Source organism: Pseudoalteromonas sp. MM1, assembly GCF_030296835.1.
Lineage (GTDB): Bacteria > Pseudomonadota > Gammaproteobacteria > Enterobacterales > Alteromonadaceae > Pseudoalteromonas.
The window spans coordinates 265,321-279,689 of the sequence record NZ_AP027922.1 but is presented as its reverse complement, the minus strand read 5'-3'; the positions used below and the strand labels follow the sequence as shown (position 1 = coordinate 279,689).

14 protein-coding genes and 1 tRNA gene are annotated in these 14,369 nt (G+C 41.6%); 7 read left to right on the top strand and 8 right to left on the bottom strand.

The window, feature by feature from the left end:
• Positions 1-132 precede the first annotated feature (132 nt).
• The 4 genes from nusG to deoC form a co-directional block, all read right to left on the bottom strand.
• The gene (nusG, locus tag QUE46_RS01295) at positions 133-690 is read right to left on the bottom strand and encodes a transcription termination/antitermination protein NusG (protein ID WP_024032045.1); all 558 of its coding nucleotides are present in this window, start codon (positions 688-690) and stop codon (positions 133-135) included.
• Between the two features lie 4 nt (positions 691-694).
• The gene (secE, locus tag QUE46_RS01290; protein WP_004588203.1) at positions 695-1,072 is read right to left on the bottom strand and encodes a preprotein translocase subunit SecE; all 378 of its coding nucleotides are present in this window, start codon (positions 1,070-1,072) and stop codon (positions 695-697) included.
• Positions 1,073-1,204: 132 nt separating this feature from the next.
• Positions 1,205-1,281, bottom strand: a tRNA-Trp gene (locus QUE46_RS01285).
• Positions 1,282-1,430: 149 nt separating this feature from the next.
• Entirely contained in the window at positions 1,431-2,174 is a 744-nt protein-coding gene (deoC, locus tag QUE46_RS01280; RefSeq protein ID WP_286245891.1) for a deoxyribose-phosphate aldolase, read from the bottom strand.
• 281 nt (positions 2,175-2,455) lie between these two features.
• On the opposite strand from deoC, the gene cysG reads away from it, so the two are divergent.
• From cysG to cysQ, 6 genes are read left to right on the top strand one after another with little or no spacing between them, the layout of a single operon-like run.
• A complete protein-coding gene (gene cysG, locus QUE46_RS01275; RefSeq protein WP_286245890.1) occupies positions 2,456-3,883 on the top strand; it encodes a siroheme synthase CysG in 1,428 nt (475 codons plus the stop codon).
• Positions 3,884-3,931: 48 nt separating this feature from the next.
• On the top strand, positions 3,932-4,831 hold the full coding sequence (gene cysD / locus QUE46_RS01270; RefSeq protein WP_286245889.1) for a sulfate adenylyltransferase subunit CysD: 900 nt from the start codon (positions 3,932-3,934) through the stop codon (positions 4,829-4,831).
• Positions 4,831-6,255 carry a sulfate adenylyltransferase subunit CysN gene (gene cysN, locus QUE46_RS01265; protein ID WP_286245888.1) on the top strand — a complete coding sequence of 475 codons (1,425 nt, stop codon included), beginning with the start codon at positions 4,831-4,833 and terminating at the stop codon, positions 6,253-6,255. The genes cysD and cysN overlap by 1 nt, the downstream gene beginning before the upstream one ends.
• Positions 6,256-6,287: 32 nt before the next feature.
• Positions 6,288-8,012 carry an SLC13 family permease gene (locus QUE46_RS01260; RefSeq protein ID WP_286245887.1) on the top strand — a complete coding sequence of 575 codons (1,725 nt, stop codon included), beginning with the start codon at positions 6,288-6,290 and terminating at the stop codon, positions 8,010-8,012.
• A 33-nt stretch (positions 8,013-8,045) separates the two neighbouring features.
• Positions 8,046-8,642, top strand: coding sequence for an adenylyl-sulfate kinase (cysC, locus tag QUE46_RS01255; RefSeq protein WP_089346424.1), 597 nt, complete (start codon positions 8,046-8,048; stop codon positions 8,640-8,642).
• Between the two features lie 5 nt (positions 8,643-8,647).
• Entirely contained in the window at positions 8,648-9,418 is a 771-nt protein-coding gene (gene cysQ, locus QUE46_RS01250) for a 3'(2'),5'-bisphosphate nucleotidase CysQ (protein WP_286245886.1), read from the top strand.
• A gap of 56 nt (positions 9,419-9,474) precedes the next feature.
• On the opposite strand, the gene QUE46_RS01245 is transcribed toward cysQ, so the two are convergent.
• Positions 9,475-9,915 (bottom strand): DUF6979 family protein, encoded by a 441-nt coding sequence (locus tag QUE46_RS01245; RefSeq protein WP_286245885.1) that lies wholly within the window; start codon positions 9,913-9,915, stop codon positions 9,475-9,477.
• 375 nt (positions 9,916-10,290) lie between these two features.
• Entirely contained in the window at positions 10,291-11,088 is a 798-nt protein-coding gene (locus QUE46_RS01240) for an alpha/beta fold hydrolase (protein WP_286245884.1), read from the bottom strand.
• Between the two features lie 427 nt (positions 11,089-11,515).
• Here QUE46_RS01240 and QUE46_RS01235 point away from each other — a divergent pair, with 427 nt between their 5' ends.
• The gene (locus QUE46_RS01235; protein WP_286245883.1) at positions 11,516-12,787 is read left to right on the top strand and encodes an aromatic amino acid transport family protein; all 1,272 of its coding nucleotides are present in this window, start codon (positions 11,516-11,518) and stop codon (positions 12,785-12,787) included.
• 76 nt (positions 12,788-12,863) lie between these two features.
• Here the strand turns inward: QUE46_RS01235 and speD are convergent, their stop codons facing one another.
• Both speD and QUE46_RS01225 read right to left on the bottom strand, forming a co-directional pair.
• Complete coding sequence (speD, locus tag QUE46_RS01230; RefSeq protein ID WP_004588193.1) at positions 12,864-13,676, bottom strand: adenosylmethionine decarboxylase; 813 nt, start codon at positions 13,674-13,676, stop codon at positions 12,864-12,866.
• Between the two features lie 88 nt (positions 13,677-13,764).
• Positions 13,765-14,178 carry an OsmC family protein gene (locus tag QUE46_RS01225; protein ID WP_004588192.1) on the bottom strand — a complete coding sequence of 138 codons (414 nt, stop codon included), beginning with the start codon at positions 14,176-14,178 and terminating at the stop codon, positions 13,765-13,767.
• Positions 14,179-14,369 lie beyond the last annotated feature (191 nt).

Here is a 14,369-nt window from a genome sequence, read left to right as displayed (position 1 = left end):
TTCGTACTTTTTGCTAGCAAAAATAAATTTTTGCCTTAATACAAAAAGGCCGCTGATTATAAGTTAATCAGCGGCCTTTTTCAAGCTTCGTGCCAAAATTTAAGTAAATAATGGCGAAGCTTTTTTAATCAATTACTTATCTTGTTCAACTTGACCAAATTCAAGTTCAACCGGTGTAGAACGACCGAAAATAAGCACCGACACTTTTACGCGGCTCTTTTCGTAGTCAACTTCTTCAACAACACCGCTAAAGTCAGCAAATGGACCATCAGTAACACGAACAACCTCACCTGGCTCAAATAATGTAGCTGGTTTAGGTGCTTCAGCGTTCTCTTGTAAGCGGTTAAGAATGCGTTCTGCTTCTTTAGAACTAATAGGCGCTGGACGGTCAGAAGTACCGCCAATAAAGCCCATTACACGTTCAGTGCTGTTCACTAAGTGCCAGCTTGCATCGTTCATGTCCATTTGTACTAGTACGTAACCTGGGAAGAATTTACGCTCAGATTTACGCTTTTGACCTGCGCGCATCTCAACCACTTCTTCTGTTGGTACTAATATTTCACCAAAGCTCTCTTCAAGACCTTCAATTTTAATGTGCTCTGATAACGTTTGCGCTACACGCTTTTCGTAACCAGAGAATGCTTGTACAACGTACCAGCGTAATTTAATTTCTTTGTTCTCATCCGACATGGGATCAGATCTCCAATCCAGTTAAAAAGCCTACAGCGCGGAATAAAATGCCATCTAATCCCCAAAGGATAAGCGCCATAATCACTGTTGCAACCATTACGATTAATGTCGTGTGGGTAGTTTCTTGACGCGTTGGCCAAACAACTTTACGTACTTCGATGCGTGCTTCTTTAGCAAATGCTAAAAAGTCACGGCCTTTAGCGGTTTGCGAGGCAATACCTAAACCTGCTGCTATAGCAACCACAACGCCAATTGCACGTAGTAATACAGACTGATCTGCAAACATGTGATTACCAACAACTGCGCCTGCAAGTAGCGCGATTGCTACTAACCACTTTACCGACTCCATCGCACTTGATGGTGTTTCTACATTCGTGCTCATAATATTATTACCTTAACTACAGACACAACAACCCTACACAACGGCAGGGTTAATCCATTAAAATCTAAACTTAAAAACAGACTTATTTAAACCGATTTTTAACCCCAGACTTACTCAATTTATGAGTAAAAATGGCAGGGGCGGAGAGATTCGAACTCCCAACCGTCGGTTTTGGAGACCGCTGTTCTACCAATTGGAACTACGCCCCTGCAAAGTGGATGCCTATTATACTTACGCAAATCATTAACACAAGCCTAAAAGATACCCACATATGAAAATCTAATTAATTAATTCCATTATTATTTCGTATGCCAATCATTTACTCTCTTGTATAAGGGCATAGTGCTTAATTTAATGGTTATTTTTCTAATACTTTATACACATCACTAAGTAAGCTTGATGCGCCAAACCTAAATGTAGCGGCTTGCAAGTAGTCATCGCCCATTATTGAACGTGTTAATGCTAAATACTCCTTTGCATCGGCGACTGTTTTAACACCGCCGGCGGCTTTAAAACCAACAACCTTGCCCGATTGCTTAATAGCATTGAGCATCATGTTTGTTGCGTCGAGCGTTGCATTTATTGCCACTTTACCTGTGCTGGTTTTTACAAAATCAGCTCCGCCTTGAATCGCTAAGTTTGTTGCTTTAGTGATTAACTCTGCAGTTTTAAGCTCGCCACTTTCTATAATTACTTTTAATTGCGCTTTTGTACCACAAGCTTTTTTACTTTGAGTTACATACTCGAGCACTTTAGAGTCCTCACCGGCAATAAGTGCTTTATAGGGTATAACTAAATCTATTTCATCCGCGCCGCGCTCAATAGCTATTAGCGTTTCGTTTATCACATCGCTCAGTGGCGCATCACCACTTGGAAAATTTGTAACCGTTGCTACTTTTACATGGTTAAGCTCACGCGCAGCCAATGCTATTTTTGCATCATCTACAAAATTACTGTAAACGCATACTGCAGCAGGCGTGCCCAATTGTGGGTTAATACTATTTACAAGCTGCTGAATATCGTTTGAAGTATCAGCTGTATTTAGGCTGGTTAGGTCCATTAACGAAACCGCTAAGTGTGCATCGTTGTGTTGTACAGTCATACGTAATCCCTTTAAGTAGGCGATAAATTAGGTTTAGCATCATAGTAACAAATTAACGTAATCTCGCTATAGCTCATAACCAAACACTATAAGCACATTATTTTGCGTGTAACTCGTCTTAATCCCAGATAAATTAAGCCTTAAACCTAAAACGACCACCCATTATAACTTTTGGTTATATAAACTTGGTTTTAATTATTTTTTACTTACCAGTACGCGCTATATTCTGCCAACTGCTCAATAGCGTTTTATTTTAGATTTTACTTAGAGGTGTTAACCACGTGCAGTATTTACCTATCTTTACCAAACTCGACAACAAACCTGTGCTGGTTGTTGGCGGTGGAGAGGTCGCATTACGCAAATGTCGCGCGTTTTTAAAAGCCCGCGCAAATGTAACCTTAGTGGCACCTTGGTTTTGTGATGAACTAAAAGAGCATGCACACAACAATGAAGTAACGCTTATTGATGCCTATTTTGATGAGTCACACCTTGATGGCAAAATGCTAGTTATAGCAGCCACAGACTTAGACGAAGTAAACAACACTGTATTTGAGCTGGCAAACGCACGTAATGTATTTGTGAATGTGGTTGATGACCAACCAAAATGTACGTTTATATTCCCATCAATTGTAGATCGCGACCCAATAACCATTGCTATATCAAGTGCAGGCACTGCGCCAGTACTTGCACGGCGTTTACGTGAAAAGCTCGAAACGTTAATTCCACAACACATTGGCCCACTGGCTACTTTAGTTGGCAGCTTTAGAGACAAAGTAAAACAGCGCTTTAAGCACTTTGCTGATCGCCGCCAATTTTGGGAAGGCGTGTTTGATTCATCAGTCGTAAGCAAAGTGCAAACCGGTAATACCGATGCAGCACAAGCGCAGCTAGAGCAAATGCTTGATGCCAAAGCTGAGCCAGAAGGTGAAGTATACATAGTAGGTGCAGGCCCTGGCGACCCTGAGCTTTTAACACTTAAAGCACTGCAACTAATGCAGCAAGCCGATGTTGTTGTATACGACTATTTAGTGTCTGATGAAATTATGGAATTAGTACGCCGTGATGCCGATTTAGTCTGCGTAGGCAAGCGTATGGGCGATCACAGTGTAGCGCAAGAAGATACCAACCAAATGCTGGTTGATTTTGCCAAGCAAGGTAAAAAGGTATGCCGCATTAAAGGTGGCGACCCCTTTATTTACGGCCGTGGTGGTGAAGAAGTACAAGTACTGGCTGCCAATAACGTTAATTATCAAATAGTGCCAGGTATAACTGCCGCCGCTGGCTGTAGCGCGTATGCGGGTATTCCGCTTACTCACCGCGACCACGCACAAGCCATCCAGTTTGTAACAGGGCATTGTAAAAAAGATGGCCAAGAACTCGATTGGCAATCGCTTGCTAAAGCGCATCAAACTTTAGCTATTTATATGGGTGTTATTAAATCGCCACATATACAGGCTCAGCTTTTAAAACATGGCCGCAGCGCTAATACGCCAGTTGCCATAATCGAAAACGGCACCCGTAAAAACCAGCGTGTTGTTACGGGGCAATTAGGTGAACTTGCAGATTTAATAGAGCGCAACCGTGTTGTATCGCCAGCATTACTTATTATTGGCGAAGTAGCCGCCCTGCACTCGCAGCTTGCATGGTTTGGCCAAAACGAGCAAACCAGTAGCTTTGCACAGCCGCTAACCGGCGTAGCAAATACATAATTATATTTTACTTAATCACTTTTAATCATTTTAGTAGGACGACTAACAATGGCTTTAACTCACCTTCAGCAACTTGAAGCTGAAAGTATCAAAATCATGCGCGAAGTCGCCGCTGAGTTTGAGAACCCAGTAATGCTTTACTCAATTGGTAAAGATTCGTCGGTACTTTTGCACTTAGCGCGTAAAGCATTTTACCCTGCAAAAATTCCGTTTCCGTTATTACACGTAGACACCAACTGGAAGTTTCGTGAAATGATTGAGTTTCGCGACCGCATTGCAAAAGAATACGGCTTTGACCTAATTGTTCATAAAAATCCTGAAGGGCTAGAAATGAACATCAGCCCGTTTACACATGGCTCAGGTAAGCATACCGACATAATGAAAACTCAAGGCTTAAAGCAAGCGCTAGATAAATACGGCTTTGATGCTGCATTTGGTGGCGCACGCCGCGATGAAGAAAAGTCTCGTGCTAAAGAGCGTGTTTACTCGTTCCGCGATAAACACCACCGTTGGGACCCTAAAAACCAACGCCCAGAGCTTTGGAATACCTATAATAGCCAAGTTAACCCAGGTGAGAGCATTCGTGTATTCCCACTATCTAACTGGACTGAGCTTGATATTTGGCAATACATTTACCAAGAAAACATCGAAATGGTTCCGCTTTATTTAGCGAAAGAGCGCCCAGTAGTAGAGCGCGATGGCACCCTAATAATGGTTGACGATGAGCGCATGCCACTTGCTGAGGGTGAAGTACCACAAATGAAGTCGGTACGTTTTCGTACTTTAGGCTGTTACCCGCTTACCGGTGCAGTTGAATCAACCGCTAGCAACCTAACAGAAATTATTGAAGAAATGCTGTTATCTACGTCATCTGAACGTGAAGGCCGTGTAATCGATCACGACTCAGCAGGCTCAATGGAGAAGAAAAAACGTGAGGGGTATTTCTAATGTCTACCAATACTAACGACACCATTAACGAAGTAAAAGAAATTGGCATAGACGCCTACCTAGCACGCCAACAAGACAAAAGCTTATTACGAATGCTTACCTGTGGCAGCGTAGACGACGGCAAATCAACACTGATTGGCCGCCTTTTGCACGACAGCCACCAAATTTATGAAGATCAGCTAGCAGCGCTTCATAAAGATAACGAAAAAGTAGGTAACGCAGGCGAAGAACTCGACTTAGCGCTACTCGTAGATGGCCTGCAAGCTGAGCGCGAGCAAGGCATTACTATTGACGTAGCGTACCGTTATTTTTCAACCGCTAAGCGTAAATTTATTATTGCCGACACCCCAGGGCACGAGCAATACACACGCAACATGGTAACGGGCGCATCAACAAGCGATGTAGCCATTATTTTGGTTGATGCTCGCTACGGTGTGCAAGTACAAACTAAGCGCCATAGCTTTATTTGTGACTCGCTCGGTATTAAACAGTTTGTGGTAGCGATTAATAAAATGGATATCGTTGATTTTGACGAAACCGTTTATGAAAAAATCAAAGCCGATTACCTTAAATTTGCTGAGCAACTTAACGTAACAAATATTAAGTTTGTGCCTATGTCGGCGCTTAAAGGCGATAACGTAGTAACACGCTCTGCGCATACGCCTTATTACACCGACAAGCCATTGCTTGAGCTTTTAGAAGACTCACCAGCGGCAGAAACCGATACCGGTTTTGAAGCACGCTTACCTGTGCAGTACGTGGTACGCCCTAACTTAAACTTCCGTGGTTTTCAGGGCACGTTGGCATCAGGCAAGTTACACGTTGGCGATGCAGTAAAAGTATTACCGTCGGGTAAAACGTCAAACATTAAAGAAATAGTAACCTTTAATGGCAACCTAGATCATGCAGAAGCTGGCCAAGCAATTACCGTTACCCTTAATAGCGAAATAGATATTAGCCGCGGTGACGTAATAGTACCGGCAAGCTCAACGGCTACAGTAACTAACCTTATACAAGCAAAACTTGTGTGGATGCACGAAGCGCCGCTGGTACTAGGTAAAAGTTACAACATAAAACTAGGTAGCAAAAATACATCTGTCGTGGTTAAAAAGATTGACCACACTATTGATGTAAATACCCTAGAGCACGGCACAGCCGATTCACTGCAGCTAAACGAAATTGCCATTGTCACGCTTGAACTAAGCGAAACAATATTAGCTGACGAGTATCACAACAACCACGAAACTGGCTCATTTATCCTTATCGACCGCTTATCTAACTTAACGGTTGCAGCAGGTATGATTGAGCAAGTACTAAAAAGCGAAAAACAACAAAGCGATTTCAGCGACTTTGAAATTGAGTTTAATAGTTTAGTACGCAAGCACTTCCCACATTGGCAAGCGCTTGATATCTCAAAACTGTAAGTATAAAAAATGTCTGTTAGGAATATAAAAGCATGGTAGAGCAGCTGGTTTTAACAGGCATTATGCTTACCTTAGTTGGGTGCCTTTTTGGCACCCGCATTAATCCTGCATGGTTATTTGTAAGTGCTATTGGTACAGGTTATTTAACAGGCCTGATTGACCTTGAAAGCATGTTAGTAAACTACGCTAACCCGTCACTTATTACCTTAGTGTTATTGGTACTTGTTTCAATTGCGATTGAAAAAACCACTTTAATTCAAAAACTATCGCAATCACTATCTAAAGGAAGCTTAGTAAAATCGGTTACCAAACTTGGCTTATCTACCGCCTTTTTGTCATCGTTTACTAATAACACCGCGGTGGTTGCATCGCTTATTACCGCCATAAAAGACAACCCAAATCATTCCCCCTCAAAGCTACTGTTACCGCTGTCGTACACGGCTATATTAGGCGGCACCATCACACTTATTGGTACATCAACCAACTTAATTGTAAATGGCTTTGCGGTAGATGCAGGCATGGCGCCACTGGGCTTTTTTGATTTTACACTTGTAGGCATTGGCGCATTAAGTGTGGGCCTCATTACTATTTTAGTAATGCTCAAATACCTACCCGACAACGGCAAAAACGCGCAAGAAGTTATTCCCTTTTATTTAGAGGGAAAAGTGCAGGCAGGCTCTAAGCTTATTGGCCGCACCGTAGAAGAAAACGGTCTACGCGATTTAAAAGATTTATTCCTCGCCGAAATTATTCGCGGCGATGAGCGTATATACGCAGTAACACCTCAGCAAATTATTAGGCAAAACGACGTACTGCTGTTTGTAGGCGATATAAAGTCGGTGCCGCTACTTCAGCGTTTTGATGGCCTAAAAGTAGTGCACGACAACCACGAAAAAGACATAGAACACTTAGTAGAAGTAGTGGTAAGCCAATCCTCTAAGTTTATAGGTAAAACCGTAAAAGAAGGGCGCTTTAGAGAGCAGTTTCATGCCGCGGTTATTGCCATTCGCCGCGGGCACGACCGCTTACAAGGCGGCCTTGGGCAAGTGCAATTGCAAGCCGGCGATTCCTTAATACTCGCCCCAGGTAAAAGCTTTTATTCTTTGCCTAATTTAAACCGCGAATTTGTGTATATATCGGGGTTTGACTTACAAACCCACTTAAAACCTAAGCAATCTAATATTGTATTAGCAGGCTTTGCTGCTGTATTAGGGCTAAGTATTGTAGGTATAGTGCCGCTTGTTAAAGGCTTACTGGTATTATTAATTGGCTTACTGCTTAGCGGTACAGTTAAACTGAGTGAAGTAAAACGTCGCTTTCCAATTGAGCTACTCGCAGTCGTAGGCAGTGCCATAGGGCTTGCTAAATTAATGATAGAAACCGGGCTTGCCGGGCAAATATCAAGCGCCCTATTTATGGTTCTAGGTGATTTTGGCCCTTATGGCGCGTTTATCGCCATATTTTTAATGACCGTGTTATTCACCGAGCTTATTACTAATAATGCCGCAGCAGCACTTTCATTCCCTGTGGCTTACTCGCTAGCAGTGGGTTTTAATGTAGACCCACTCCCCTTTATTATGGCGGTAGCGTTTGGTGCATCGGCCAGTTTTATATCGCCGTTTGGGTATCAAACTAACCTTATGGTTTATAGTGCGGGTAACTACCGCTTAAAAGATTACATAACAATGGGCTTGCCCCTTTCCATTATTTATTCAATCACGGTATTAACCTTGATCCCGCTGGTATTTCCGTTTTAATACTGGCGCTTAAAGTACAAGAGACTCACCACTATGGATGAAAATATTGTTTGGCATAACTACGCAACCACAAAAGCACAGCGTAGTGAGCAAAAAAAGCATAAACCGGCCATTTTATGGTTTACCGGTTTTTCAGGCTCTGGCAAAAGCACCGTAGCTAATGCACTAGAAGCGGCGCTTAACCAGCAAGGCGCGCACACCTACCTACTTGATGGCGACAACGTACGCCACGGCTTATGTAAAGACCTAGGCTTTAGCGACGAAGATCGCATTGAAAACATACGCCGCGTTGGCGAAACCGCTAAGCTCATGACCGATGCAGGCTTATTAGTGCTTACTGCGTTTATCTCGCCATTTAGAGCAGAGCGCGACATGGTGCGCAATTTAGTAGACGACGGCGAGTTTATTGAAGTATTTATAGATACCCCGCTTGATGTATGTGAAAGCCGCGACCCTAAAGGCTTATACAAAAAAGCCCGCGCAGGAGAGATAAAACACTTTACTGGCATCGACTCAAGCTACGAAATACCCAACAACCCAGAAATAATTTTAGATACCAGTAAAAACACCCTAGACCAATCGGTTACTCAACTGATAACGTATCTAAAACAAAAGCATATTATAGGTTAACCCCAATGAACCAAACCGAGCTACTAGAAGAAACCCTCATACTTGCCCGCAAAGCAGGCCAAGCCATAATGGGGATTTACGAAAAGGACTTTAACGTTGAATACAAAGCCGATGAAAGCCCAGTAACCGACGCCGATTTAGCAGCTCATAAAGTGATTGCGGCAGGGCTTAAACAGCTCACTCCCGACACACCTATACTCAGCGAAGAAAGCGCTGATATAAGCTGGGATATTCGCCAAACCTGGAAAAGCTACTGGTTAGTAGACCCCATCGACGGCACAAAAGAGTTTATAAAAAAGAACGGCGAATTTACCGTAAACATAGCCCTAATCGAAAACGGTAAACCCGTACTTGCTGTAGTTGATGCACCCGCGCTTGGCGTATCGTACTTAGCCAGTAACGACATTGGCGCGTTTAAAGACAAAGGCGATGAACGAATAGAGCTTAAAGTTACCACTAAGCCTAACAAAGGGTTAATACGTGTTGTAGGCAGCCGCTCGCACCCGTCACCTGATTTAGCCGAGTTTGTAAAACGCTTTGACGACGTTGAAATGGTCTCAAAAGGCAGCTCACTAAAATTATGTTTAGTTGCCGAAGGCAGCGCTGATATTTACCCACGCTTAGGCCCAACCTGTGAGTGGGATACGGGTGCCGGCCATGCAATCGCCGAAATAGCCGGCGCTAAAGTAACCAAACTTGATGGCAGCCCGCTTTTGTATAACACCAAAGATGAATATTTGAATCCGTATTTTATTGTTTCGGCTTTAGAGGGATAAAAGCAGTTTTGAGTGGTTAGCTATCAGTTGTCAGCAAGACAAGTGATAGCTTTAGCTTATTGTTGAACAATTTTATTCAAATGCCATAGTTTGAATGTTAATTTTATAGCACCTTGATCTGAGTTAGGAGCTGAACCAAACTGCTTCTCGAATTTGCAATGAACAGCTTTTACAAGCGAACTAAGTTCAATACTATTATTTTGTTTTAGTTCATCAATAGCCATAAGAGCATAAACCCCATTTACAGAATCATTCTCTATAACCTCCTGAAATGAGACTGTTTTATAATTTTCATCATATCCTGCTATTCTCCCGTTTTGATATAACACTCTCGCGGCGTTCTTTGGGCAAGATTTCTTTCCACTTTCTAAACTTTGGCCACCTAAATCCTTATAGGTATTTATCCACGCTTTATTCCAAGGTTCATTATTTTTAACCTTTGCAATTGTTCCTTCAAGCCAATCATTCAGGTTTATCCCAAACATATCCCCACTCATGTAAGTCACTCCTAATTAGTGGCACTAATAGCTTCTTGTGAAAAGTAATACCTCCAAGTTTTGAGAGGCTTTTTTCAATCATTACGTGGGATATTCTCACTTTTCGAGCTTCTATTAATATCAAAGCGTGTAGGTTATTACCAATTATAAATATTATATCGGATACGCTGTTCGCTATGAAAACAGCCTACCTTGACTTTAAGACTTGGATGACGATATGACATTTTGGGTTTATTACTTAAGCGGCAAGCCTTGTTTTTAGTTTAGTACGAAAACAAAAAAAGAATGACCCATTCCAATTTGCTAAGGGTGGCTGTTTTAGTTTTATTACTAGATACTTGCCATTAATTGAACGCTTTTTAAAAGCGGTAACCCTTAACGGTTTTGCTGGGCGATAAAAGCAAGCGAGTGCTGGTTGAATAAGTCAGGGCGCTCTACGTTACAAACATGGCCGCAATGGTGAATAGTTTGCAGTACGCTATTTTTATGGCGCTTTACCATTTCTTTAACAGGGCCAAGGAACATGTGATCTTCTTTACCCATAATGTAAAGAATGGGTATATCAATGTCTTTTTCTTTGAAATACTGCATTAAGGGGTTTACGTCCATGGCTAATTTAAACCACTTTATAAACTCTTTTTGGCACAAGCGTTTTGCTTCACGAACAAACAAAAGTCGAGATTCTTTATGGCGCTTTTTCGGCATCATAATAAAAGCAAATAAGCGATACAGCCACATATAAGGCAATAAGTGTTTAAACGTATTCCCTAAATAAACCAAGGTATTACTGCGAGTATTAAAACGAGTAACCGCTCCACCTAGCACCATGCTAGAAACATATTGCGGCGCAATTTCAGCAATATTTCGAATAAGAATCGTGCCCAGTGAAATACCAACAAAGTGTGCGTTAGGGATGTTGTTATGATCTAGCACATCGATAATGTCTTTAGAGACCTTATTAAACGAGTAATTATTATCTACAAAGTTTTGCACTAAGTTATTTGATTTACCGTGACCACGAAGATCGAGCAGCAATACATTATATTCTTTTTTATAGGCTTTAAGTTGGCGAAACCAAATTGCCGAACTCCCCCCTGCGCCATGAACAAATACAACCCATATTTTACTGGTTTCGTGTGCAAAAGTAGTATGAAAAAGAATATCTTTGCTCATTGCAGTTAGCAGCCTGTTTACTTTGTTTGGCATATTTAATAGCAGGAAGTATAACGGAGTTTAGAATAAATCTCTTATGAAGTTCTAAGCAATGGCGGCTACTTAACAGGTTTTGTAAGCAAGCTTTGATATTAGTTGGAAGCAATAAAAATGGCTCCCCTATTTTTACGTTATTACAACCGCCTATCTTTGCTTTAGTGCTTGAAAAACACTATGGGCGTGTTGGGTTTCGCTTCGCTCTACCCAACCTACAACTGTGCTGGTTGAGGTATTTGTTTAATTTTACAGCGCTGTTTCGTATTCATGACACTTTTGCTGCAACGGCGTCTAATTAATTAGTCTACAAAACGCCTCAAAACATGAAAGTTTTAGCTAAAAACTATATTCTTGCGCGCGATTATTATTTAAATAATGGATGAGCACACACATGACACCATCACAAGATGCAACGCTTTCAAATGCATCAACAACAGGTGAACACACACCTACTTCTAAATGGAATCTGCACGATACGCAGTGGACGTTAAGCCTTTTTGGTACCGCCGTTGGCGCGGGCATTTTATTTTTACCTATTAACATTGGTATAGGTGGTTTTTGGCCACTGATTATTATGGCGTGTTTAGCCTTTCCAATGACCTTTTTAGCGCACCGTGGTTTAGCCCGCTTTGTGTTGTCGTCTAAAAATAAAGATTCAGATTTTACCGATGTTGTTGAGGAGCACTTTGGTGTAACAGCAGGTAGGTTAATCTCTTTATTATACTTTTTATCTATATTCCCCATTTTGCTTATTTACGGCGTTGGTTTAACAAATACAGTTGATAGCTTTATGGTGAACCAAATGGGAGTGGAATCACCTTCTCGCGTGTTACTTTCGGGTGTATTAGTTGCAGGTATGATAAGCCTAATGATGGGCGGCGAGCGTTTAATGCTGCGTGCCTTTGCTATTTTGGTTTACCCATTGGTAGGTATTTTATTTTGCTTATCGATATATTTAATTCCGAGCTGGCAAATGCCAGATATGAGCTTTCCTGAGGCGGGCAGCTTTACTAAAACACTGTGGTTATCTATTCCTATTATTGTGTTTTCGTTTAGCCATGCGGCGGCTATTTCAAGCTTTGTGAACGTACAGCGTGGTCATTATGGCAATCAGGCCACCAATAAGGCTGAGGCTATTTTAAAGCGCACTAGCTTACTGCTTATTGTATTTGTACTGCTGTTTGTGTTTTCGTGCGTGCTTTCGCTTACTAGCGAGCAAATGGCTGCTGCTAAAGCGGCGAACGTATCGATTTTATCTTACCTTGCTAACATCACCAGTAATTCGTATATCGCGACCCTTGGACCGCTGGTTGCCTTTATTGCTATTACCTCATCGTTTTTAGGGCACTTTTTAGGAGCACGCGAAAGCTTTACCGGTTTGGTGACTAAGCAAACGAGCTTAAGCGCAAAAGTAGCCGACAAAATTGGCGTACTCATTATGTTTTTTGCTATTTGGTTTTGCGCGGTTAAAAATCCAAGCATTTTAGACATGATGGATCAGCTATCTGGCCCTATCATCGCGATGATTTTATTTATTATGCCTATGATTGCCGTGTACAAAGTGCCTGCGCTGAGTAAATACCGCAACCGTTTAAGTACCTTGTTTGTACTTGCTGTGGGCTCACTGGCCGTATGTGCACTTATTTACAGCATGCTTAATTAATAGCAATAATATTACCCCATAAAAAATGGCGCTCACTGAGCGCCATTTTTAATAAAATCAAATTATTTTAAACTGTTTATTCTGCGTCTGGTAGGTTACGACCGTAGAATATTTCCTGCATTTCACGGGTTAGTTTAGAGCGAATTTCTTCCTCTTCTTCATCCGATAACTCATCAGTAGAAAGGCCGAATAAATAGGTATTTAAGTCGGTTTCTTTTAACATCATTTTAGTGTGGAACAGGTTTTCTTGATACACGTTCACGTCCATCATTTGGTACGCTTCTTTGGTATCTTCTGTCATGAAGTTTTGAATCGAGTTAATAGCGTGGTCAATGTAGTGTTTAACCCCGTTTACGTCGCGAGTAAAGCCACGTACACGGTAGTCAATCGTTACCACGTCTGACTCTAGGCTATGAATTAAGAAGTTTAACGCTTTAAGTGGCGAAATAATGCCACAGGTAGATACTTCAATATCAGCACGGAATGTACAAATACCATCATCAGGGTGTGCTTCTGGGTAGGTATGTACACAAATGTGGCTTTTATCTAGGTGCGCAACAACAGAGTCGGGTAATGGGCCTGGCGCTTCGTCAGCATCGTAATTTTGCTGCTCTTCTACCGGCTCTTCCGAAACCAAAATAGTTACACTTGCGCCTTGTGGTTCATAATCTTGGCGCGCCACATTTAAAATGTTAGCACCAATAATATCAACAACATCACCTAGTATGTCGGTTAGTCTATCTGCACTGTACTGCTCGTCGATATATTCAATATATTCTTTACGTTGTTGCTCGGTCTTTGCGTAGCAAATGTCGTAAATACTAAAGCTTAAACTTTTGGTTAAATTATTAAAGCCATGAAGTTTAAGTTTATCGAAGGGTTTGTTCATGATAAACCAACCTATAAATTAGTGAAATCTGCACCTGCAGAATGAAAAGTTCGCGGATTTTATACGAATTTTCCTCACGGAAAAAGCGTTATTTTACCTGTTCTTGCACAACTTCGTGGCTATGGGTAATTTCTACTGTTTTATCAAGCATTAAAGCAACAGAACAATACTTTTCAGCAGAAAGCGAAACCGCACGCGCAAGGTGTTTTTCCGAGACATTATTACCTGTAACAACAAAGTGTAAATTAATTTTAGTAAATACACGCGGCGCTGTTTCGGCGCGCTCTGAGCTTAACTGCACTTGCACATCAGAAAAATCTTGTTTGGCTTTTTTTAAAATACTTACCACGTCAACCGACGAACAACACCCAACCGACATAAGTACCATTTCCATTGGACTTGGTGCAGCGCTGTCGCTGCCGGCATCAAAAACGACATTGTGATTAGAATTAGAACGACCAATAAAGGTGTCGCCTTCAACCCATTTTACATTTGCTTGCATGTGTTTATCTCTAAAAAATTTTTGTTGATTGTATAACAATCTGCAACGATACGTGAGCGCTGAGATTAAATTTAGTGGTGTTATACCCATTCGCAATAATACTTAATCATTTTGCGGATTGATATTATTAATAAGGCGAGAAGTCATAGGAGCGCAGTCATTAGGTCATACTGCGCTGTGCTAACGGGTAA

Bases quoted from the DNA above. Each gene is read 5' to 3' on its own strand.
- nusG (WP_024032045.1), bottom strand. From the start codon at position 690: ATGTCGGATGAGAACAAAGAAATTAAATTACGCTGGTACGTTGTACAA.
- secE (WP_004588203.1), bottom strand. From the start codon at position 1,072: ATGAGCACGAATGTAGAAACACCATCAAGTGCGATGGAGTCGGTAAAG.
- deoC (WP_286245891.1), bottom strand. From the start codon at position 2,174: ATGACTGTACAACACAACGATGCACACTTAGCGGTTTCGTTAATGGAC.
- cysD (WP_286245889.1), top strand. From the start codon at position 3,932: ATGGCTTTAACTCACCTTCAGCAACTTGAAGCTGAAAGTATCAAAATC.
- cysN (WP_286245888.1), top strand. From the start codon at position 4,831: ATGTCTACCAATACTAACGACACCATTAACGAAGTAAAAGAAATTGGC.
- QUE46_RS01260 (WP_286245887.1), top strand. From the start codon at position 6,288: ATGGTAGAGCAGCTGGTTTTAACAGGCATTATGCTTACCTTAGTTGGG.
- cysC (WP_089346424.1), top strand. From the start codon at position 8,046: ATGGATGAAAATATTGTTTGGCATAACTACGCAACCACAAAAGCACAG.
- cysQ (WP_286245886.1), top strand. From the start codon at position 8,648: ATGAACCAAACCGAGCTACTAGAAGAAACCCTCATACTTGCCCGCAAA.
- QUE46_RS01245 (WP_286245885.1), bottom strand. From the start codon at position 9,915: ATGAGTGGGGATATGTTTGGGATAAACCTGAATGATTGGCTTGAAGGA.
- QUE46_RS01240 (WP_286245884.1), bottom strand. From the start codon at position 11,088: ATGAGCAAAGATATTCTTTTTCATACTACTTTTGCACACGAAACCAGT.
- QUE46_RS01235 (WP_286245883.1), top strand. From the start codon at position 11,516: ATGACACCATCACAAGATGCAACGCTTTCAAATGCATCAACAACAGGT.
- speD (WP_004588193.1), bottom strand. From the start codon at position 13,676: ATGAACAAACCCTTCGATAAACTTAAACTTCATGGCTTTAATAATTTA.
- QUE46_RS01225 (WP_004588192.1), bottom strand. From the start codon at position 14,178: ATGCAAGCAAATGTAAAATGGGTTGAAGGCGACACCTTTATTGGTCGT.